Source organism: Comamonas sp. F1-6, assembly GCF_039581415.1.
GTDB classification, from domain to species: Bacteria; Pseudomonadota; Gammaproteobacteria; order Burkholderiales; family Burkholderiaceae_C; genus Comamonas; species Comamonas thiooxydans.
On sequence record NZ_JBCPWN010000041.1, the window covers coordinates 1 to 20,315 of the forward strand.

The window sequence follows — 20,315 nt, forward strand, 5'->3', positions numbered from 1 at the left end:
AGTCCGGCGCTCTACCGACTGAGCTATTGAGGAATGTGTCGGTGTGATGCTTTGATATCCGCAAAGCATCGAAATTCTTGGCTCCTCAACCTGGGCTCGAACCAGGGACCTACGGATTAACAGTCCGGCGCTCTACCGACTGAGCTATTGAGGAAGAAGACCTAGATTATAGGGTGTAAAAATGAGCTCGCAGGAAGTTCATCACAATTTCATTAAATTCTCTGTGCCTGATACCTGAACAGGCCGCATCGTTCACGTGGATTGGCGGCGGCGCTATGCTTTTGATGATTGAACAGTGCGGTGGCCCGGTGGTTGCTGCACGCCGTATTGATATATGACTGTACGTACCATTTTGAAGATGGGTGATCCCCGTCTGCTGAGGCTTGCCAAGCCGGTGACTGAATTTGATACGGATGCGCTGCATCTGCTCCTCAAGGATTTGCTGGATACCATGCATGCTGCCAACGGTGCCGGCCTGGCGGCGCCGCAGATCGGCGAGGATTTGCAGATGGTGGTGTTTGGCTCGGGCGAGCCCAATCCCCGTTATCCGGATGCCCCCATAGTGCCCCGTACCGTGCTGATCAATCCAGTCATCACACCTATCGGTGAAGAGGAGCAGCTGGATTGGGAAGGCTGTCTGTCTGTTCCCGGTCTGCGAGCCATGGTGCCACGCTGGAACAAGGTGCGATACACCGGCTTTGATATCTACGGCGACCCGATTGACCGCACGGTGGAGGGCTTTCACGCGCGCGTGGTCCAGCATGAGTGCGACCACCTCTGGGGCAAGCTCTATCCGATGAGGGTGCGCGATTTCAGCCGTTTCGGTTTTACCGATGTGCTGTTTCCCGGCATCGCTCAGGCCGAGGAAGACTGAGCGGCCACTGACAAGCGCTCCAGATCTCTCTTTTCTCTTCTCTGCTGGATGCAAGACACAACTGGGAATGTGTCTTGCATCCTTTTGTTCTTTATAGAGGGCATGAATGCCTGGTTGGGCATGATCTGTGTCAATTTCCAGTGCCCGATCGCAGCCAATGAGTGTGCTTTTTTGCTTTGGAAAGGTTCTGGTCAGCACTTTGTATACAAAACTGTAGACAATTTTGGTGTCCTGGCAACGTACAGTCTCGACTCATGCCCTTCTGGGTATGGCTTTGATTGCGTAATGGAATAGTCCGTCCGGCGGATGTCCTGCAATCAAGGGAGATTGAAAGACTGACTTGGGTGAATGAAAGAGTGGTTTGCTCTTTTCTATAGGTCGGATCGCTCTCGAAGAAGAGCGACTGGCTGCAGCACAAGGCCTCGCCGGGGTGATCGGAAAAGATCGCTGCCGAAAGAGATGCTGCAAGTCGACCGGACAGAGCGAAAGGCCTCTAGAGCCTTGGTGAGTAGGTAATTTAGGAGACAAAGATGAACGATCAGACCGGAGCATCCAGGGATGCGGCCGTCAAGCGCCCCGAAGATGAGAATCTTGGCGTCACAGCCAACCTCATGTATGGCTTGCAACATGTGTTGACCATGTACGGCGGCATCGTGGCGGTGCCTCTGATCGTCGCTGAAGCGGCTGGCATGTCCGCTGCCGATGCCGGTCTGCTGGTGACCGCCTGCCTGTTCATGGGTGGTGTGGCAACCTTGCTGCAGACCCTGGGCATCCCTTTCTTCGGCTGCCGTCTGCCTCTGGTTCAAGGTGTTTCATTCGCAGGCGTGGCCACCATGGTCAGCATTCTGCACACCGGGGGCGGCATGCAGGGCGTGCTGGGAGCCGTCATGTACGCCTCGGTACTGGGCCTGATCATTGCGCCGGTTTTTTCGCGCATCACCAAGTTCTTTCCGCCGCTGGTCAATGGCTGCGTGATCACGGTGATCGGCATGTCGCTGATGCCTGTGGCTGCGCATTGGGCCATGGGCGGCAATGCCAAGTCTGCTGATTACGGCAGCATGGGCAATATCGGTCTGGCCGGTCTGTCGCTGTTCATGGTGCTGCTGTTCAGCAAGCTGGGCAATGCCATGCTGTCGCGCCTGTCGATTCTGGTGGCGATCGTGGTGGGCACCATCACGGCCGTCTTCATCGGCAAGGCCGATTTCTCGCAGGTGTTCAACGGCCCCATTTTTGCGGTGCCTACGCCTTTGCACTTCGGCTGGCCCACTTTCGACATGGCGGCCACCATCTCCATGTTCATCGTGATTCTGGTGATCCTGGTGGAAACCTCGGCCGACGTGCTGGCCGTGGGCGAAATCGTGGACAGCCCCGTGGACGGTCGCCGTCTAGGTGATGGTCTGCGCGCCGACATGCTCTCCAGCATCGTGGCCCCCATCTTCGGCGGCTTCACGCAAAGCGCTTTTGCACAGAACGTGGGCCTGGTGGCTGTGACCGGAATCAAGAGCCGCTTCGTGGTGGCTTTCTCCGGCCTGATCCTGATCGTGTTTGGTGTGTTGCCGGTGATGGGCCGCATCGTGGCCTGCGTGCCTCCCTCCGTGCTGGGCGGTGCCGGTCTGGTGCTGTTCGGTACCGTGGCTGCCAGCGGCATCCGTACCCTGGCCAAGGTGGAATACAACAACAATATGAATCTGATCATTGTTGCCACCTCGGTGAGCGCGGGCCTGCTGCCGGTGGTGGCTCCCAAGTTCTATGACCAGTTCCCCGCATGGTTTGCCACGATCTTCCACTCGGGCATCAGCGCAACGGCCCTGGTTGCCGTGACCCTGAACCTGCTCTACAACCATTTCAAGCAAGGCAATTCCGATCAGCCTTCCGTCTTTGAAGCCGGCTATGGCCGCGCCCTGAGCCAGCATGTGCTTGAAGCCCTGGCCGATGGGGACCGCGTCGAAGGTGGCAAGGTCTACGACAAGGAAGGCAAGGAAGTGCCCATCATTCCGATCAAGCCGGCACATGGCCATTGAGCCGAGATCAAAGTGCGCGCGGTGGGGTCTGACCCCGTCGTGATTTACACCGCTATCCCGAGGGATAGCGGTTTTTTTATGCCAGCCTCAGAAGTTGCGGACTCCAAGGAGTCCGAGGCAGGACACTGGCGGCTTTTCAGTGGGACACGCCCAAGATGGCATGCAGGCGAGCGCTGGTCGTCGTGTATTCCAGCAAAGGCTTGCTGCCTTGCAGGTATTCGGCTGCCGCGAACGCGGCCATGGTGGCCTCGTGGAAGGCGCAAAGGATCAGCCGTTTCTTGCCGCTGTAGCTGACGATGTCGCCAATGGCATAAATCCCCGGGGCGCTGGTGGCAAGCGTTGCCGGATCCACGGCCAGTTGCTTGCGCTCCAGTGCCAGTCCCCAGTCCGTCAAAGGGCCCAGCTTGGGTGAAATGCCCTGGTAGACCAGCAACTGTTCGACAGGCTGCAGATGTTCATTGCCCTCACCGTCCATCCATTGCACGGACTCCAGTAGGCCATCGCCGTGCCGCACTTCGGTAATCTGGCCGATCAGCACTTCGACAGCGCCAGACTCGCGCAACTGCTGCAGTCGGGTCAGTTGCGCCGGCTCGGCATTGAAGCTGTCACGGCGGTGCATGAGAACGGTTCTGGCCGCGCTTGAACTGCAGTCAATGGCTGCTGCTACGGCTTCCTCATCGCCGCCATAGACCAGCGCCTGGCGGCCTGCAGTCATATCCAGCTGCTGCGGGTGATAGTGCAGCTGACCCGTGCCGAGCTCATCCACTCCTGGCGCCTTGAGGGCCTTGGGCACGAACGCGCCGACGCCTGCGGCGATGAAGACGGTACGGGTGTGGAACATTGCGCCTGCCGTGGTTCCGACCTGCCAGCGTCCGTCGTCGAGGGCTTGCAGGGTCTGTACTTGCTGGGACAGATGGCGGGTCACCTGCATGGGCGCGATCTGCTTTTCCAGCAGTTGCACCAGCTCCAGGCCCGTGCAGACGGGAATGCCGGGAATGTCGTAGATGGGCTTGTGCGCGTAGAGCTGGCTGCACTGGCCGCCCACATGGGGCAGGGCATCGATCAAATGGGCTTGAATGCCCTGCAGGCCAAGCTGGAAGGCCTGAAACAAACCCGCCGGACCTGCGCCAATGATGATGGCGTCGGTTTCCACGGCGGGTTGTAGCGAGAGGGAAGCGTTGGTCGTTGCGTTGGACAGGCTCATGCAGGCAAGCGTAGCGCAGTCCGCGCCCTGACCGGCTTAGCGCTCCAGCAAATCCACTTTGTTCGGCTTGCCATTCCACTCGTCGGCGTCGGGCAGCGAAGCCTTGCGCTTGGTGATGCTCTTCCAGCTCTTGAGCTGGGACAGATCCACGTTCAGCTTGATGAAGGCCAGTTGATCTGCAGGCACATCTTCTTCGGCAAAGATGGCATTGGCCGGGCACTCGGGAATGCAGACGGCACAGTCGATGCACTCATCGGGATCGATCACCAGAAAGTTGGGGCCTTCACGGAAGCAGTCCACGGGGCAAACGTCCACGCAATCGGTGTACTTGCACTTGATGCAGTTTTCGGTAACGACGTGAGTCATTGAGAATCTTCTTCTTGGGTGGGGATTGGTAAAACCCCGTGATTTTAGGTTTTTTCCCGCGCAGCGCCAGTGCCTGGCTGGATAAGGCCGTATGGAGATCTGGTTTGGCGGCCAGATCGCGGTTGCGGCCCTGTCTTCATTGGCTTCAGTTCACCAGCGCAGCACCGGCCGTTGCATTGCTGGCGGTGTCCACCAGAATCAGCGAGCCCAGCTGGCGGGCTTGGGTGAAAGGTGCGGCCGGAATGGCTTCCTGAAGCACCAGCTCCACCTGGCCGATGGCATTGGCCTCAAGCTGCTGCGCGTCTTCCTTGTCCAGTGTATTGATATTGAGGCGGTGCACCAAGCGGCGCGCCTTGGCCTTGACCCAGCGATGGCCATGCAGCGCCCAGTAAACGCGACCAGGCACCAGGGGTTCGGTGTCCATCCAGGCCACTGTGGCGGTGATCTCGCGGCTGCTGGGCCAGGGGCTTGCGGCAGCAGGAGCATCGAAATCATCCTCGGCAACTTCGGCTTGCACGGGAGCGGCAATGATCCAGTCGCCGCGCGAGACATCGACCTCGCGGTCCAGCGTGATGCCGGCGGACAGGCCGGCAGCCACTTCCTTGGGTGCGCGAGCGTGGTCTATGACCTGGGCCACGGTCGCGAGCTGGCCGCTGGGCAGAATCTGCACCTGGGCACCGACCCGGGCCACGCCCGTGGCGACACGGCCCCAGAACACGCGGCGGCCCTGGCTGGTGTCGGACGAAGAAGAGAATTTCTCCACCCACTGCACGGGGAAGGCCAGTGCCAGATCGCTGTCGGTGGGCGTGTTGGGCAGTTGTTCCAGCAGTTGCAGCAGGCTGGGGCCGTGGTAGCCGGCCCAGCCGTCGGTGCTGTTGACCACGTTGTAGCCCTTGAGCGCGGACACGGGCACGGTGGCCGTGATCTTGATGTCTGCGGAGGCTGTGAACTTCTGCAGCGCGGCGCTGATATGGGCAAAGGCCAGGGCCGGGTCCTGCACGGCGTCGAGCTTGTTGACGGCAAACACCAGCGAATTCACGCGCAGCAGATGGGCCAGCAGGCTGTGGCGGCGGGTCTGGGGCAGCAGCTCCAGATCGGCATTCTTCCAGTCCAGCTTGGTGGCATCGACCAGCACGACGGCGGCATCGGCGCTCGATGCTGCCGTCACCATATTGCGTGTGTACTGCTCGTGACCGGGAGCGTCGCCAATGATGAACTTGCGCGACTCGGTGGCGAAGTAGCGGTAGGCCACATCGATCGTGATGCCTTGCTCGCGCTCGGCGGCCAGGCCGTCGGTCAGCAGTGCCAGATCCGTTTCGCCGGACTTGGTGACGCCGGCCAACTGATCCTGCAGCACGGCGCGGGTGTCCACCAGCAGGCGACCGATCAGCGTGCTCTTGCCGTCATCGACCGAGCCGCAGGTGATAAAGCGCAGCGCGCTGCTGTTATGTGCATCAAATTGGCCTGAAGCGCTTGATGGGTTTGCGCTAGCAGCTACGGAATTAATAGTCTCAGTCATCGCATTCTTTCTAAAAACCGACATGTCCCAACTCAGAGACACCGAGGAAGCGCTGCCGCGCACCGAGGGTGTCGTCCCCTTCCGGAGCGAAGCTCCAGAGAAGGGGAAGGCGCGTAGCGCCTCAGGGGATGCCTTAGAAGTACCCGTCTTTCTTGCGCTTTTCCATGGACGCTTCGCTGGTCTTGTCGTCCATGCGCGTCGCGCCCCGTTCGCTGACCTCGGCAGCCAGGGTTTCGATCACGATGTCTTCGGCCGTTGCTGCCGTGCTTTCCACGGGGCAGGTGCAGGTGATGTCGCCCACGGTACGGAAACGCACATCGCGCTGCACGACTTCCTCGCCCTCACGCGGCGGGGTCAGTTCGGTCACGGGCACCAGCAGGCCCTTGCGTTCCACCACATCGCGCTTGTGGGTGTAGTAGATCGATGGCAGGGCGATGTTTTCACGGGCGATGTACTGCCACACGTCCAGCTCGGTCCAGTTGCTGATGGGGAAGACGCGGAAATGCTCGCCCTGTGCAATGCGGGTGTTGAACAGCGTCCACAGTTCGGGGCGCTGGGCCTTGGGCTGCCACTGGCCGAAGCTGTCGCGATGGCTGAAAATGCGCTCCTTGGCGCGGGCCTTTTCCTCGTCGCGGCGCGCGCCGCCGATCAGGGCGTCGAAGCGGAACTCGTCAATCGCCTCCAGCAGCGTCACCGACTGGTGCACATTGCGCGATTCGCCGGGGTGTGCCAGACGCACGGTGCCGCGTGCCATGGAGTCTTCCACGCTGCGCACGATCAACTCGGCGCCCAGTTCCTTGGCTCGCTGGTCGCGGAAATCGGTCACTTCGGGGAAGTTGTGGCCGGTGTCGATCATCAGCAAGGGATAGGGAATGCGGCCCGCGCCGAAGGCCTTTTCGGCGCAGCGCAGCATGACCAGCGAATCCTTGCCGCCCGAAAACAGCAGGGTGGGGCGTTCAAAAGTTGCGGCCACTTCGCGCAGGATGAAAATGGTTTCTTCTTCCAGTGCATCCAGGTGGCGGTTGCTGAGATGGCTCAACACGGAAGTATCCACACGAGCGTTCATTTTTTATCCAATCAAATAATGCTGTAGCGCTTATAGATATTGGGCTATCAGCTATCTTTTTAAATCGACGGCTTACAAAACGGGCGCGCTGCAATTCCAGGGGCAGCAAGCAAGAGCCGCCTTGCGGCGAGGCTGCCGTCCCCCTCCCGAAGAGAGAGGGGGAAGCCGCAAAGCGGCCCAGGGGGAGCACGTCAGTGACTCAAATGAAGTCCGCATTCGCGGTTGTCTTCACCCTTGGTCGGGTCCACATAGTCAAAGTTGTTGGGCAGGCCGTGCTTTTCGCAGTATTCGTACAGCTCCTTGGACGACCAGTGCAGCAGCGGCGCAACCTTGATCAGTCCGTCGGGATTGATGCTGACGGGCTCCATCTGTGCTCGCACGGCGGTGTCGGTGGCGCGCAGGGCGGTGAACCAGACCTTGGGTGCGGTTTCGCTCAGGGCGCGGGCAAAGGGCTCCAGCTTCACTTCTTCTGTGAAGGCCGCATGGCGCGGATCGTCCAGCGCCGGCGTGGCTCCTTCCACGGCTTCGCGGTGGGCACGTGAGCGCAGCGGCAGGTAGATCTTGAGGTTGAGCCCAAGCTGCTTGGTCACCGCATCGGCAAACCGATAGGTGGCTTCGGTGTTGTAGCCGTTGTCCATCCAGACCACGGGCACGTCGGGGTTGGCGCGCGTGACCATGTGCAGGATCACCGCCTCGAAGGGGCGGAAGTTGGTGGTGACTATGGTGGGCTGATCCAGGCCCACGGCCCAGTTCACCAGCGCCTGGGCGTCGCGGCCCAGTTCGGCATTGATTTGTGCCAGATCCAGGTCGAGGGTGCTTACGGGGGCGAGCTGGCTCATGCTTGCACCTCTACGAAATGGGGTTGCGTGTGCACGGCATCGGCTTGGTAGAAACCGCCAAAGCGCTCGAACTGGCGCTGGGCATCGGCGGCGTCCACGCCTTCGCGCAGCACGGCACTGCTGAAGCCCGTGCGCTCCATCTGAACCAGCTGGTCGATCAGCACATCGCCGGTGGCACGGATGTCGCCTGCAAACTTCAGACGGCGGCGCAGCAGATAGGCCTGGCTGAAGGCACGGCCATCGGTGAAGTTGGGGAAATACAGATCCACCTGTGCGATGCCGTCCAGATTCACCTCGAGGGCGTTCACATCGTTGGCCAGCACCAGCACATTGCCGGAGCTTTCGGTGGGGGCCTGGTATTCGTTGCTTGCCAGAATTTTCATGACTCTATCCTTGTTCTTATGGCTTCAGGCCAGCGCTTCTTCTTCGGCTTCCACAGGGTGGCGGGCTGCCTTGCCGGCCTCCTTGAAGGGATCCAGGCCGATGCGGCGCACGGCGTCGATGAAGTGCTCGCCGGGCTGGCGCAGGTCGCGATAGGTGCTCAGCACGGCTTCGATCACATCGGGCACTTCGGCTGCGCTGAACGAGGGGCCGATGACCTTGCCGGCCACGGCCTGGCCGGACAGGGTCGAGCCGTCCGAGCCGCCCAGCGTGACCTGATACCACTCCTTGCCGTCCTTATCCACGCCCAGAATGCCGATATGGCCGCTGTGGTGGTGGCCGCAGCTGTTGATGCAACCGCTGATATGCAGATCGATTTCGCCGATGTCGTCCAATTCGTCCAGATCCTGGTAGCGGGCCGTGATGGCGTCGGCAATCGGCAGGCTGCGGGCATTGGCCAGCGCGCAGAAGTCGCCGCCGGGGCAGGCGATCATGTCGGTGAGCAGCGCCACATTGGTGCTGGCCAGGCCCAGGGCCTTGGCCTCGGTCCACAGTGCATGCAGCTGTCCGACCTGCACCCAGGGCAGCATCACGTTCTGGTCGTGCGTCACGCGGGCCTCGCCGGCAGAGAACTTGTCCACCAGGTGAGCCAGTGCGTCGAGCTGTTCGCTTTGTGCATCGCCGGGGGCCTGGCCCACACGCTTGAAGGACAAGGTCACGGCGCGCAGACCGGCCACGCGGTGGGCATGGACGTTGCGGGCAATCCAGCGTGCAAATGCGGGTTCCTTGGCGGTCTGGGCAATCAGGGCCTGCTCATCGCCTGCGGCATCGGCCACCACGGGCAGAGCGGGCGTGGTGAACATGGCGGCCACGCGATCGAACTCGGCCTGGGGCACGGTGTGAGGGCCGCCGTCCACTTCGACGATCTGGCGGAATTCCTCTTCCACGGCATCGATATAGGCCTGGCCTTCGGCCTTGACCAGAATCTTGATACGGGCCTTGTACTTGTTGTCGCGGCGGCCCAGCTCGTTGTAGACGCGGACGATGGCCTCGATGTAGTTCATGATCTGGCTCCAGGGCAGGAACTCGCGGATCACGGTGCCGATCACGGGCGTGCGGCCCATGCCGCCGCCCACGAAGACCTTGAAGCCGATCTCGCCGGCTTCGTTCTTGACCATGTGCAGGCCCACGTCATGCCAGCCCGTGGCGGCGCGGTCCTCGCTGGCGCCGGTGATGGCGATCTTGAACTTGCGTGGCAGAAACGCGAACTCGGGGTGCAGCGTGGTCCACTGGCGCAGGATTTCTGCGTAGGGGCGGGGGTCGATGATCTCGTCAGGTGCGATACCGGCCAGCGCATCGGTGGTGGTGTTGCGGATGCAGTTGCCGCTGGTCTGGATGCCGTGCAGGTTCACGGATGCCAGCAGATCCATCACGTCGGCGGACTTGCTCAGCGGAATCCAGTTGAACTGCACATTGGTGCGGGTGGTGAAGTGGGCGCAGTTCTTGGGCAGATAGGTCGTGCCCAGCTTGCCCTGGCCTTCCAGAGCCTGCTTGAAGACTTCAGCCTCAGGCTCGTCGTACTCGCGGGCCACCTTGGCCAGCACGCGGATCTGGGCCGAGTTGATTTCGCCGTAGGGCACGGCCACGCGCAGCATGGGGGCATAACGCTGCACATACCAGCCGTTTTGCAGGCGCAGCGGGCGGAAGTCGTCTTCCGTGAGCTTGCCTGCCTGCCAGCGTTGGAGCTGGTCACGGAACTGGTCGGCGCGTTGCTTGACGAACGCTTTGTCGAAATCGGTGTATTGATACATGTCTTCAGTTCTTCCGTGGAGCGGATGCCTTGCCTCGGGTGGCATTGCACTTTGATCGTTGGTCAGAACTGTAGAGATGCTTTATATAAAAACAAACGATTATTTAGTGCTTCATATATATCTGAATGAATATGTGAGGAGCTGCCAGGACGCTCTTACGGAGCTCCTGAACCAATTTCCTTTCTGCGCGCTTGCATTTTGTGAGCGCCCCTGTGCCGGGCATTCTCTAGAATCAAGGCTTGTTCAACGATTGAGGCGCCTGGATTGAAAGCGGGTGCCTGACTATGGAAATAGCCATACTTTTCGCTCTCATCTGTCTGAACGGCGTCTTCGCCATGTCGGAAATTGCGCTGGTTACCGCCCGCAAGACCCGCATGCAGAAACTGGTGGATGAGGGCGACAGCGGCGCGGCAGCTGCTATCAAATTGGGAGAGGATCCAACGCGTTTCCTCTCCACCATCCAGATCGGTATCACCTCCATCGGCGTGCTTAACGGCATCGTCGGCGAGGCGGCTCTGGCCGGCCCGCTGGAGAACTGGCTGATCACCCTGGGCATGACCCAGAAATACGCCGACTACCTCTCCACCGGCCTGGTGGTGGTGCTGATCACCTACTTCTCCATCGTCGTGGGCGAGCTGGTTCCCAAGCGCCTGGGTCAGACCCATCCCGAGGCCCTGGCGCGCCTGATCTCGCGTCCCATCAACTTCCTGGCCCTGGCCACCAAACCCTTTGTCTGGCTGCTGTCGGCATCGACGCGCGGCCTGCTCAAGGTCCTGGGTGTCAAGGAGAGCAATGGCAGCGTGGTGACCGAAGAGGAAATCCAGGCCATTTTGGTGGAAGGCCACACGGCCGGCGTGATCGAGTCGCAGGAGCACACCATGGTGCGCAATGTGTTCCGTCTGGACGATCGTCAGATCGGCTCGCTGATGGTGCCGCGCAGCGATGTCATCTGTCTCGATATCGACGAGAGCCTGGAAGAGACCCTGGCCCGTGTCGAACAGGCCGACCACGCGCGCTTCCCGGTCGTGCGCGGCGATATGAACAATATCGTGGGCGTGCTCAATGCCCGCCAGTGGCTGACGCAGGCCTTGCTCAACAAGGGCAAGCAGGCGCTCAAGGACCAGCCTCTGCAGGCTGCCCTCTATGTGCCCGAGACCATTACCGGCATGGAGTTGCTGGACAACTTCCGCACCTCCGATCTGCATATGGCCTTTGTGATCGACGAGTACGGCGAGGTGCAGGGCATTGTCACGCTGCAGGACCTGATCGAGGCGATTACCGGCGAATTCCAGCCGCGCGACCCCGAAACCAGCTGGGCCGTGCAGCGCGAAGACGGCAGCTGGCTGCTGGACGGCCATATTCCCGTGCCCGAACTCAAGGACCGCCTGAGTCTGCATACCGTTCCCGAGGAAGAGCGCGGCCGCTATCACACCCTGAGCGGCATGATCATGCTGCTGCTGGGCCGCGTGCCCACCGAGGCCGACGTGGTGGAGTGGGAAGACTGGCGCTTTGAAGTCGTGGACATGGACGGCAAGACGCTGGACAAGGTGCTGGCGACCAGGCTGAAGCCCCTGGTCACCGTGGCATCGTTAAGCAGCGAATAAACCCGGCCTCAGAATCAGACCCGAAACGGCACGCAGCACTTCTTCGTAAGCGCTGCGTGCTTTTTTTTGCGGGAGCCTTACCTGGGCTGCTGCTGGGCGCGGCTCCACAGGCGCTGCGTACCCAGGGCCTGAGCCAGCCTGGCATCCAGCGGCAGCGGCTCGCCATGCAGGCGTGCCGTCAGCAGCTCGCCGCAAAGCATGGACAGCGTCAGCCCGCGTGAGCCCAGCCCCGTCAGCACCCACAGGCCCGGTAGATCGGCAGCCGACTGCCCGGCGGGACCTGTCAGCGGCAGACGGTCGTAGGCCGCGCAACGCAGGCGCGCCCAGGTGGCGGGCTGCTGGTCGGCATCGAAGAAGGAACTCAGCGCCTGCCTGCACCCAGGCAGCAAAGCGCCCAGCTTTTCGCCATTGCTGGCATGGGCGGCCTGCTGGTCGGCGGCGGTGGGTGGCAGCTCGGTCACATCGCGCTCGAAGGTCGATCCCATGATCCACTGGTGCGCGCCGACCTGGTTGGCCGAGGGAAAGTCCGGCACCAGATTGCCATGACCGTTGACGGGGAAGGGCGGCATGGCCGCCAGCGTCCCGGCATCATGCTCGGCCACGCTGACCTGGCCGCGTATGGCTTGCAGCTCCCACTCCCCTGCTGCCAGGCCGCTGGCTTGCAGCAAGGGCTTGGTGTCCGGACCCAGGGCCAGCACCAGCATGGGGGCTTGGGCCAGGGTCTGATCCCGGGCATCCAGCACTTGCCAGATGTTGCGCACTTCATCGCGCACCAGCCGTGAAGCTCGGGCATGGCCCTGCCAATGAATCCCGGGGGCTTGCAGCAGCGCGCGCACCAGTTGTGCGGGGCGCACCCAGCCAGCCTGCTCATGCCAGACGGCGTGGCTGTCTGCAGGCAGCTTTGCCGCAGCCAGCTGAGCCGGCAGCGCAGGCGCACTCCAGTGCAGGCCCCAGGGGGCGGTCTCGCTGCCGGGTTGCAGCCATGACCTGGGCAGATGGGAAGGCTCGTTCAGGTCATGCTCCAGCACGCCGCCATGGGCCCAGTCCTGGGCTGGATGCAACTTTTGCGCTTGGCTCAGTTGCTGCAGATTTTGTAGCGTTGTGCGTACGCCGCTTCTGGACAGGCGCGACAGAACACTGTCATCGGGCGAAATATGCGGGCAAAACAAGCCGGCTGGCAGGCCTGATGCTCCTGCCGCAGGCTCGGCCGCCGCATCCAGCACCGTCACTTCCCAGCCGCGTCTTGCTAGGCTGGCGGCAGCGGCGGCACCAGCCAGGCCTGCACCCAGCACCAGGCAGCGGCCGGCCTGGCCCACGGGCGCAGGCAGGCCGTCAGGGCGATGGCGCGGCTCCCAGGCCGGGTTGTAGGCTGCATGCAGGTTATGGCGCTTGGGCGGCACGCCAACGCGCTTCTTGACGTCAAAACCCTGAGCCTTGAGCGCTTGGCGCACATGGCCGGCCACGCACCAAGTGGCAAGCTGCGTGCCACGGCGGCAATGGCGGGCGATGTTCTTCATGGCATCTTCATCCCACATCTCGGGGTTGAGCTGGGGAGAGAAGCCATCCAGATATACGCTGTCAGCCGTCATCTGCTGCTTGCGCAGCATGGTCCTGGCATCGCCTATATGGAGCGTCAGCAGCACCTGGCCGTCATCAAAGGAAAGGCGATGCACGCCGGGCAGCAGTCCCCACCATTGCTCGGCCAGTTGTTCGCCAAGCGGGCGCAGTTCCCCATCGGTCGGTAAAAACGCGAGCAGATCCTCGCGCGAGACAGGGTAGGCCTCCACCGAGACAAAATGCAGAATGCGCGGGCGTCTGAGGTCGGCTTTCCATGCCGCCCAGGTGACCAGGAAATTCAGGCCGAAGCCAAAGCCGGTTTCCAGAATGCGCCACTGCGCTGCATCGGCCCAGGCAGCTGGAAGATCGCAGCCACCGAGAAAAACCTGGCGGGCCTGGTCAAGGCCGCCCAGCTCGCTGTGATAGCGATCACCAAATCGGGTGTTGTAGGGGGTGCCATCCGGCATCCATGTGATCGGTTCAGACATGGAAAGTGAAACTACATGGGTAATGCATGGCGCAGTCTAGGTTAGAGCAGCCAAGCAAGGGCCGCCCCGCAGCGATGGCTGCGTCTCCCTCCTGCGTAGCAAGAGAGGGGGACGGCGCGCAGCGCCACAGGGGGAGTCTCTATCACTCCCAGCGCTGCTGGTACGAAAAAACCGGCAGGCGCCATTTGAAACGAATGGCGGCCAGACGGAAGGCCAGACCGCCGGCAAAACACACGATGGTGCTGATATTGGGGCTGACATCCAGATAGCGCAGGCCCAGGAACATCAGGCATACCGACAGCGACACGCTGGCATACAGCTCGCGGCGGAACACCACGGGGACCTGGTTGCAGAGCACATCGCGCAAGATGCCGCCGCTGATGCCGGTAATCATGCCGGCCATGATGATGACGATGGTGGGGTAGCCCAGCTCCAGCGCGGTATTGCAGCCGATCAGCGAAAAGGCGATCAGTCCCATGGCGTCCAGCAGCAAAAACACCTGCTTGAGCCTGTGCATATGGCGTGCAATCACGGTGGTCAGCAGACCGAAGCTGATGACCAGATACACATATTCAGGGTGCTGGGTCCAGCCGATGGGGTAGTGGCCCAGCACCATGTCGCGGATGGTGCCGCCTCCCAGGGCAGTGACAAAGGCGATGACGACGACGCCGAAGATATCCATATTGCGCCGGCCTGCGGCGAGTGCGCCGGACATGGCTTCGGCGGTAATGGCCACCAGATAGATGACCAGCATGACGGTGAAGTTGGAGGCCTGGAACGAGTCCAGCAAAGAGACGGAAGGAAGCATGAAGGCACTTGAAAATAGACCAGCCACTCACATCGGCGGGAGTGTCCGGCTTGCCTCTCCCGCTGTCCTTTTACCTGAGAGTTGCGCATGAGCACCTTCGCGGTGGACATGCTTGCCCCTTCGGTGAGCCCTGCAGCTTGTGGTTGCGGGCTGCTCTCCAGTTGGCGATATCCGGGTCCTGTCAGACCCACCTGCGGTACTTATTGCCTGAGCGATTATGGGAGTTTGCGCCTTCGGCGGGAACCCTCGAAAGGCTCCGCTCTCCCGCGGGATGGGCGCGATTCTAGCTAGTTTCAGCGACTTTATTCGGGTTAATACCTGTATTGGTGTGTTTCTGCGGCTGCCAGCTCGGGGTGCGGAAGGGCGGTCTGAATCCGCCATGGCTCGCGCAAGCCCGCGTTTTCGTCTGTGAAGCCGCCCGCCATAAAAACTCATACGCGCGACAGCGAGAGGGCGTTGTTGCATATATCACCCCCATGGCCAGATTTCCCAACCCCAGGTGTGGCTAGGCCACAGCCACCGTCTGCGGGCAGACCGGTTCAGTAGACCGATTGAGGATGGCGGCTCGAATGTGCAGTTCGTTAACTTGGCGCTCGAACGTGCGTGACATTACTCGTTCACCCAGGCGTTTGATGCAGTTCATCTTGGTCTCTACCGGGCTGCGCCGGTGGTAACCGCTCCAGCGTTTCCAGATACTTCACCCCAACCGTCTGCATGCGGCGATAGCTGCGTTGCGGTGCGCAAAGCCATCGCCTTTGCGCACCTTGGCATTCTTTCTTGGGGGAATGATGGGCGTGGCATTGCGCTGAATGACCGCCGCATGCACGTACTGCGTGTCATAAGCCCCATCGCCTGTCACTGTCAGCAGCGGCTCCTCGGCAGGAACTTGCTCCGCAACTGCGGCAACACTGCAGCGTTTGCGCATCAATACCGATGTGCAGCTTGCGCCATTGGCGGCGATGCTTTTTGCACTTCCACTCGCCTTCGCCAAGGAACTTGATGCCTGTGGAGTCAACCAGTCGGTGCAGGCCGGCTGCGCTAGAGCGGTATGCCACTTGCACATCCAGACGGCGTTGGCGGCGACACAATGTACTGAAGTCGGGAATTGGCCACAGCAATCCAGACAGCGCCAGTAGTGACGGAACAAAGCCTGTGGTCTGCCGCAAGACTAATCCAAAGAGGTTCTTGATGGTCAGGCAGAACTGAATCGCTGCATCCGAGAACTGCGGGCTGTGCCCGCGTTTGCCGCTGTCAGCGGCAAGCCAAGACATGGTCTTGTCCAGCCAGATGGTCAAGGAGCCGCGAGCCTTGAGTGCTGCGTTGTACTGCTTCCAGTTGGTGGTGTGAGCGGCAGCACTCATTAGGGCGTTGGTGTCGGAGGCCCTTCATGCTCAAGCTTTCGCGAGGTAAAGAGCAAGCTTGCCGATACACCTTCTTGGTGAGCCACGAGTGACACGCTCATCCCAGGCTCATAGGTTTGACGAACCAGGTCCGCTTTCTCGGTGGCAGACCTACGCCTGCGGCGCTGTTCCCAGGGTCTTGGTATGCCTACGCCCCATGTTTATGTGAAAGACAAGCAATGGACCATGCCCGGGGATTCATTAGGCTGTCCCACTATCTCTCGTCAGATCTTCTGCGTTGGCGAGAAAAGTCATCATTAAAACGCATAGCTTGCCGCAATGTGTGCATTGGCGTTGACAGACTCTGATAGAGATACTTTTCAGTCGAGCCTCACCACGCTGTTTTAGCAAGTTAGACAGTGGCGCTCTAACTAGAAAGCTGGTTACTGCGGCGTGACAGCTGCAGACATAACGAAGCTCCGGAGACAACCTGTTCCTGATAAGGACCTGTATGAAAGACATTCGCAAGACCATGGACGAAGGTGCCATGACCTCGTTTCAATGGCTGGCCGTAAGCATCTGCATTTTGCTCATCATGCTTGATGGCTTCGATGTGCTCGTGATGGCTTTTACTGCATCATCAGTTGCGGCTGAATGGAAGCTCAATGGCGCTCAGCTGGGCGTGTTGTTCAGTGCCGGGCTGATTGGTATGGCCATTGGCTCGCTGTTCGTCGCCCCCGTGGCCGATAGACGCGGTCGGCAGCCTGTCATTGTGCTGTGCCTCGTCGTGGTTTCGGCTGGAATGCTGATGTCAGCCATGGCCCGAAGCTATATCGAGCTGGCTGCCCTGCGGGCCATCACCGGCGTCGGCATCGGCGGCATGCTGGCAAGCGTGGGGGTCATCACTTCCGAGTTCTCGTCCCAAAAGTGGCGCAGCACTGCGATCGCGTTGCAAGCCACCGGCTATCCGATCGGTGCCACTCTGGGTGGACTCATGGCCGCTTGGCTGCTGACACATTACGGCTGGCGCTCGGTCTTTGTTTTTGGCGGCCTGACGACAGCCTTGATGTTGCCCATCGTGCTGTGGCGTCTGCCCGAATCCGTGGATTTCCTGCTGGGCCGCCGTCCGGTTCACGCGCTCGAGAAGCTCAATCGTTTGATGGTGCTCATGGGCCATGCACCGCTCGCGCAGCTGCCTGCTCCGGTGGCCGGCGATGCCGTTCAAGGCAATACGGTGGCGGCGCTGTTCAAGAATGGTTTGGCACGTCCTACCCTGATGCTGTGGGCAGGCTTTTTCCTGCTCATGTTCAGTGTCTATTTCTCGCTGAGCTGGACACCCAAATTGCTGGTGCAAGCCGGTTTGTCGGCCCAGCAGGGCGTGACGGGCGGAGTGCTGCTGAACCTGGGGGGCATTGCTGGCGGTAGCTTGTTCGGACTGCTGGCTGTGAGGGCGAAGTTGCGCAATCTGGCGATTGGCAGCCTGTTGCTCAATGCGCTGTTTACCGCATTGTTCGGCCTTGCTTCGACCAGCCTGGCGTGGGCATTTGTTGCTGCAGTCGGTGTAGGTATTTTTTTGTTTGCATCCATGGCTGGTCTCTATGGCCTGGTGCCTGCCACCTATCCCGCCCAGGTCCGCGCTACCGGCATGGGGTGGGCCATCGGTATTGGCCGCATTGGCGCCATCGTGGCGCCAACCATGGCGGGACTGCTGCTGGATGGCGGCTGGCAGCCTGCTTCGCTCTACTACGTCTTCGCTGTCCCCCTGATTGTCGCTGCGATGGCCGTTTTCGCCACAGGCGCGGGCCGAGTCGCGGTTCTTCGGGGTTCGGTGGCTGCGGCGCACTGACTTTCAAAGCACGTATTTCCCACTCTATTGATAACGACCCCGTTATGTTTTTGTTGAACACTTGGTATGTCGCCTGCAAGGCTGATGAAATCCCTCAAGACAAGCCTTTGGGCCGCACCATTTGCAATGAGCGCATTGCTTTTTACCGTGGCCCGCAGGGAATTGCTGCGGTGGAGGACTTTTGTCCTCACCGCGGTGCACCGCTATCGCTGGGCTTTGTCTGCGAGGGAAAGCTGATCTGTGGCTACCACGGCCTGGAGATGGGTTGCGAGGGAAAAACGATTGCCATGCCAGGCCAGCGCGTGCGGGGATTTCCAGAGATCCGCAGCTTTCCAGTCGTGGAGCGGTATGGCTTTGTCTGGGTCTGGCCAGGTCGCAAGGAGGAGGCCGACCCCGGGCTGATTCCAGAGCTTTACTGGGCGGACAATCCGCAATGGGCCTATGGCGGCGGCTACTACCACATCAAGGCCAGTCATTTGCTCATGATCGATAACCTGATGGATCTGACGCACGAAACTTATGTGCATGCCAGCTCGATTGGGCAAAAGGAAATCGACGAGACGCCTTGCGTGACCAAGGTGGATGGCGACCATGTCACCACCAGCCGCTTCATGGAAGGCTTGCCTGAGGCTCCGCCATTTTGGCGCATGGCTTTGCGCGGCAATGGACTGCCCGATGACCAGCCCGTGGATCGTTGGCAGATCTGTCATTTCGAGCCACCCAGCCACGTGATGATCGAGGTGGGCGTGGCTCTGGCCGGGCATGGCGGTCATGGTGCGCCAGCAGACAAAAAGGTTTCGTCCATCGTTGTGGACTTCATTACCCCGGAAACCGAAACCACGCATCATTATTTCTGGGGTATGGCGCGCCAGTTCAAGCCACAGGATGCGGCTTTGACGGCCTCTATTCGCGAGGGGCAGGGCAAGGTCTTCAGCGAGGACACGGAGGTGCTGGAGCTGCAGCAGGAAAACCTGATTCGCTGGCCTGACCGTAAGCTGCTGATGCTCAACATCGATGCAGGTGGTGTCCAGTCCCGCCGTGTCATCGAGCGCTTGCTGACGCGTGAGCAAGCGGAGGCTGTATGACTGCTGGCAGCTTTTTGCAAGTTCGAGTCGCTCGGCGAACGCAGGAGGCACAGGACATCTGTGGCCTTGAGCTGGTGGCTATCGATGGCGGTACCTTGCCATCTTTTGCGGCTGGCTCACATATAGACGTACACCTTCCCGGTGGAATCGTTCGTCAATATTCGCTGTGCAACGATCCTTCGGAAGCGCATCGTTACCAGATCGCCGTGTTGCGCGATCCAGCCTCACGTGGAGGCTCATCGGCTGTGCACGAAGTTGTGGCCGAAGGCGACGTGCTGCAGATCAGCGCGCCTAGAAATCATTTCGCGCTGGAACCTGATGCGCCGCACCACTTGCTCTTGGCCGGGGGCATAGGCGTGACGCCCATCCTGTGCATGGCGGAGCGGCTTTCGGTACTTGGCGCCTCCTTTCGCATGCACTACGCAGGTCGTTCCTGGCAGCGCATGGCTTTTCAGCAGCGTATTGCGGACTCTGCCTTCGCTGACCAGGTGCAACTGTACTTTGACGAGGGCGATGCTTCCCTGCGCCTGAACATAGAAGCCGTGCTTGCCGATGCCTTGCCGGACACGCATCTCTACGTTTGCGGTCCCCAGGGGTTTATCGACGCAGTGCTGGATGCTGCGCGCCAGCAGCGCTGGAGCGAAAAGCGATTGCATTGGGAGTTTTTTGCGGCAGCCAATGTCGGCCCTCGCGGCGAGGACACTGCTTTCGAAGTGCAACTCGCAAGTTCGGGGCGTGTCGTGTCTGTCGCGGTAGGTCAGAGCGTGACACAGGCTTTGCAGGACGTTGGTGTGGAGATCATGGTTTCCTGCGAGCAGGGGGTTTGCGGCACTTGCCTGACGCGCGTTCTATCAGGACAAATTGATCACCGTGATTCTTATCTGACCGCTGAGGAGCAAGCCGCTGACGATCAGTTCACTCCTTGCTGCTCACGGGCCCGCTGTGAACGGCTGGTACTGGATCTTTGAATCTGCAGAAATTGATATCTATGGCTTTGAACAAACCTTATCTTGATGTGCCTGGCACCACGGTGTTTGACGCAGAGCAGTCCCGTAGGGGCTATTGGCTCAACCAGTTCTGCATGAGCCTGATGAAGGCGGAGAACCGCGAGCGCTTTCGCGCCAACGAGCGAGCCTATCTCGACGAGTGGTCGATGACTGAGGAGCAGAAGCAGGCCGTGCTGGCGCGCGATCTCAATCGCTGCATAGACCTGGGCGGGAACATTTACTTTCTCGTAAAGATAGGCGCCACTGACGGCATCAGCGTACAGAACATGGTGTCGACCATGACGGGCATGAGCGAAGAAGATTACCGCCAGATGATGCTTGCAGGCGGGCGCGGCATAGAGGGCAACAGATTCCTGAATGAAACAGGGAGGCAAGCCTGATGGCACGCATCACCGCATCCATTTTCACCTCGCATGTGCCTGCCATCGGCGTCGCCATGGACATGGGCAAGACCCAGGAAGACTATTGGGCGCCCCTGTTCAAGGGCTATGACTTCTCG

16 protein-coding genes, 1 tRNA gene, 3 pseudogenes and 2 riboswitches are annotated in these 20,315 nt (G+C 60.6%); of the genes and pseudogenes, 8 read left to right on the forward strand and 12 right to left on the reverse strand.

All coding sequences use genetic code 11. From position 1 onward, the window contains the following. Positions 1–78: 78 nt before the first annotated feature. Positions 79–154 (reverse strand) — tRNA-Asn (locus AAIL66_RS23645). A 180-nt stretch (positions 155–334) separates the two neighbouring features. Between AAIL66_RS23645 and def the strand changes: the two genes are divergently transcribed. Next, on the forward strand, positions 335–874 hold the full coding sequence (def, locus tag AAIL66_RS23650; RefSeq protein WP_034358695.1) for a peptide deformylase: 540 nt from the start codon (positions 335–337) through the stop codon (positions 872–874). Positions 875–1,404: 530 nt separating this feature from the next. After that, complete coding sequence (locus AAIL66_RS23655; protein ID WP_034408438.1) at positions 1,405–2,895, forward strand: nucleobase:cation symporter-2 family protein; 1,491 nt, start codon at positions 1,405–1,407, stop codon at positions 2,893–2,895. A gap of 136 nt (positions 2,896–3,031) precedes the next feature. Here the strand turns inward: AAIL66_RS23655 and AAIL66_RS23660 are convergent, their stop codons facing one another. From AAIL66_RS23660 to AAIL66_RS23690, 7 genes are all read right to left on the reverse strand, one after another. Continuing rightward, positions 3,032–4,099, reverse strand: a complete 1,068-nt coding sequence (locus tag AAIL66_RS23660) for an NAD(P)/FAD-dependent oxidoreductase (protein ID WP_052088916.1) — start codon at positions 4,097–4,099, stop codon at positions 3,032–3,034. 36 nt (positions 4,100–4,135) lie between these two features. After that, positions 4,136–4,465, reverse strand: a complete 330-nt coding sequence (gene fdxA / locus AAIL66_RS23665) for a ferredoxin FdxA (RefSeq protein ID WP_003053491.1) — start codon at positions 4,463–4,465, stop codon at positions 4,136–4,138. Positions 4,466–4,610: 145 nt separating this feature from the next. After that, positions 4,611–5,984, reverse strand: coding sequence for a GTP-binding protein (locus AAIL66_RS23670; protein ID WP_034379301.1), 1,374 nt, complete (start codon positions 5,982–5,984; stop codon positions 4,611–4,613). Positions 5,985–6,117: 133 nt separating this feature from the next. Beyond that, the gene (gene cysD, locus AAIL66_RS23675; RefSeq protein ID WP_003069699.1) at positions 6,118–7,050 is read right to left on the reverse strand and encodes a sulfate adenylyltransferase subunit CysD; all 933 of its coding nucleotides are present in this window, start codon (positions 7,048–7,050) and stop codon (positions 6,118–6,120) included. Positions 7,051–7,241: 191 nt separating this feature from the next. Continuing rightward, positions 7,242–7,889, reverse strand: a complete 648-nt coding sequence (locus tag AAIL66_RS23680) for a phosphoadenosine phosphosulfate reductase family protein (protein ID WP_343497912.1) — start codon at positions 7,887–7,889, stop codon at positions 7,242–7,244. After that, positions 7,886–8,272 (reverse strand): DUF934 domain-containing protein, encoded by a 387-nt coding sequence (locus tag AAIL66_RS23685; protein ID WP_059439705.1) that lies wholly within the window; start codon positions 8,270–8,272, stop codon positions 7,886–7,888. The genes AAIL66_RS23680 and AAIL66_RS23685 overlap by 4 nt, the downstream gene beginning before the upstream one ends. A gap of 24 nt (positions 8,273–8,296) precedes the next feature. Then, positions 8,297–10,081, reverse strand: coding sequence for a nitrite/sulfite reductase (locus tag AAIL66_RS23690; protein ID WP_343497913.1), 1,785 nt, complete (start codon positions 10,079–10,081; stop codon positions 8,297–8,299). 284 nt (positions 10,082–10,365) lie between these two features. Between AAIL66_RS23690 and AAIL66_RS23695 the strand changes: the two genes are divergently transcribed. Then, a complete protein-coding gene (locus AAIL66_RS23695) occupies positions 10,366–11,685 on the forward strand; it encodes a hemolysin family protein (RefSeq protein WP_343497914.1) in 1,320 nt (439 codons plus the stop codon). A 77-nt stretch (positions 11,686–11,762) separates the two neighbouring features. On the opposite strand, the gene mnmC is transcribed toward AAIL66_RS23695, so the two are convergent. The 4 genes and pseudogenes from mnmC to AAIL66_RS23715 form a co-directional block, all read right to left on the reverse strand. Continuing rightward, complete coding sequence (gene mnmC, locus AAIL66_RS23700; protein WP_343497917.1) at positions 11,763–13,709, reverse strand: FAD-dependent 5-carboxymethylaminomethyl-2-thiouridine(34) oxidoreductase MnmC; 1,947 nt, start codon at positions 13,707–13,709, stop codon at positions 11,763–11,765. A 163-nt stretch (positions 13,710–13,872) separates the two neighbouring features. Further along, the gene (locus AAIL66_RS23705; protein WP_003069687.1) at positions 13,873–14,538 is read right to left on the reverse strand and encodes a trimeric intracellular cation channel family protein; all 666 of its coding nucleotides are present in this window, start codon (positions 14,536–14,538) and stop codon (positions 13,873–13,875) included. Between the two features lie 52 nt (positions 14,539–14,590). Then, a riboswitch (glycine riboswitch) is annotated at positions 14,591–14,709 on the reverse strand. Positions 14,710–14,722: 13 nt separating this feature from the next. Then, positions 14,723–14,815, reverse strand: a riboswitch (glycine riboswitch). Between the two features lie 228 nt (positions 14,816–15,043). Next, a pseudogene (locus AAIL66_RS23710) lies at positions 15,044–15,899 on the reverse strand (IS5 family transposase). Between the two features lie 20 nt (positions 15,900–15,919). Then, positions 15,920–16,084, reverse strand: a pseudogene (locus AAIL66_RS23715) (transposase); the annotation flags it as partial. Between the two features lie 305 nt (positions 16,085–16,389). On the opposite strand from AAIL66_RS23715, the gene AAIL66_RS23720 reads away from it, so the two are divergent. From AAIL66_RS23720 to AAIL66_RS23740, 5 genes and pseudogenes are all read left to right on the forward strand, one after another. Next, positions 16,390–17,724, forward strand: a complete 1,335-nt coding sequence (locus AAIL66_RS23720; protein ID WP_034358677.1) for an MFS transporter — start codon at positions 16,390–16,392, stop codon at positions 17,722–17,724. A 44-nt stretch (positions 17,725–17,768) separates the two neighbouring features. Then, positions 17,769–18,809, forward strand: coding sequence for an aromatic ring-hydroxylating dioxygenase subunit alpha (locus tag AAIL66_RS23725; RefSeq protein ID WP_343497915.1), 1,041 nt, complete (start codon positions 17,769–17,771; stop codon positions 18,807–18,809). Continuing rightward, positions 18,806–19,777 (forward strand): PDR/VanB family oxidoreductase, encoded by a 972-nt coding sequence (locus AAIL66_RS23730; RefSeq protein ID WP_343497916.1) that lies wholly within the window; start codon positions 18,806–18,808, stop codon positions 19,775–19,777. Before AAIL66_RS23725 ends, AAIL66_RS23730 begins: the two co-directional genes overlap by 4 nt. 20 nt (positions 19,778–19,797) lie before the next feature. Continuing rightward, positions 19,798–20,196, forward strand: a complete 399-nt coding sequence (gene ligA, locus AAIL66_RS23735; protein ID WP_034358671.1) for a protocatechuate 4,5-dioxygenase subunit alpha — start codon at positions 19,798–19,800, stop codon at positions 20,194–20,196. Then, positions 20,196–20,315: pseudogene (locus AAIL66_RS23740) on the forward strand (protocatechuate 3,4-dioxygenase); the annotation flags it as partial. The gene ligA and the pseudogene AAIL66_RS23740, both read left to right, overlap by 1 nt.

Coding starts and splice junctions, on each gene's coding strand:
- def (WP_034358695.1), top strand. CDS start 335: ATGACTGTACGTACCATTTTGAAGATGGGTGATCCCCGTCTGCTGAGG.
- AAIL66_RS23655 (WP_034408438.1), top strand. CDS start 1,405: ATGAACGATCAGACCGGAGCATCCAGGGATGCGGCCGTCAAGCGCCCC.
- AAIL66_RS23660 (WP_052088916.1), bottom strand. CDS start 4,099: ATGAGCCTGTCCAACGCAACGACCAACGCTTCCCTCTCGCTACAACCC.
- fdxA (WP_003053491.1), bottom strand. CDS start 4,465: ATGACTCACGTCGTTACCGAAAACTGCATCAAGTGCAAGTACACCGAT.
- AAIL66_RS23670 (WP_034379301.1), bottom strand. CDS start 5,984: ATGACTGAGACTATTAATTCCGTAGCTGCTAGCGCAAACCCATCAAGC.
- cysD (WP_003069699.1), bottom strand. CDS start 7,050: ATGAACGCTCGTGTGGATACTTCCGTGTTGAGCCATCTCAGCAACCGC.
- AAIL66_RS23680 (WP_343497912.1), bottom strand. CDS start 7,889: ATGAGCCAGCTCGCCCCCGTAAGCACCCTCGACCTGGATCTGGCACAA.
- AAIL66_RS23685 (WP_059439705.1), bottom strand. CDS start 8,272: ATGAAAATTCTGGCAAGCAACGAATACCAGGCCCCCACCGAAAGCTCC.
- AAIL66_RS23690 (WP_343497913.1), bottom strand. CDS start 10,081: ATGTATCAATACACCGATTTCGACAAAGCGTTCGTCAAGCAACGCGCC.
- AAIL66_RS23695 (WP_343497914.1), top strand. CDS start 10,366: ATGGAAATAGCCATACTTTTCGCTCTCATCTGTCTGAACGGCGTCTTC.
- mnmC (WP_343497917.1), bottom strand. CDS start 13,709: ATGCCGGATGGCACCCCCTACAACACCCGATTTGGTGATCGCTATCAC.
- AAIL66_RS23705 (WP_003069687.1), bottom strand. CDS start 14,538: ATGCTTCCTTCCGTCTCTTTGCTGGACTCGTTCCAGGCCTCCAACTTC.
- AAIL66_RS23720 (WP_034358677.1), top strand. CDS start 16,390: ATGAAAGACATTCGCAAGACCATGGACGAAGGTGCCATGACCTCGTTT.
- AAIL66_RS23725 (WP_343497915.1), top strand. CDS start 17,769: ATGTTTTTGTTGAACACTTGGTATGTCGCCTGCAAGGCTGATGAAATC.
- AAIL66_RS23730 (WP_343497916.1), top strand. CDS start 18,806: ATGACTGCTGGCAGCTTTTTGCAAGTTCGAGTCGCTCGGCGAACGCAG.
- ligA (WP_034358671.1), top strand. CDS start 19,798: ATGGCTTTGAACAAACCTTATCTTGATGTGCCTGGCACCACGGTGTTT.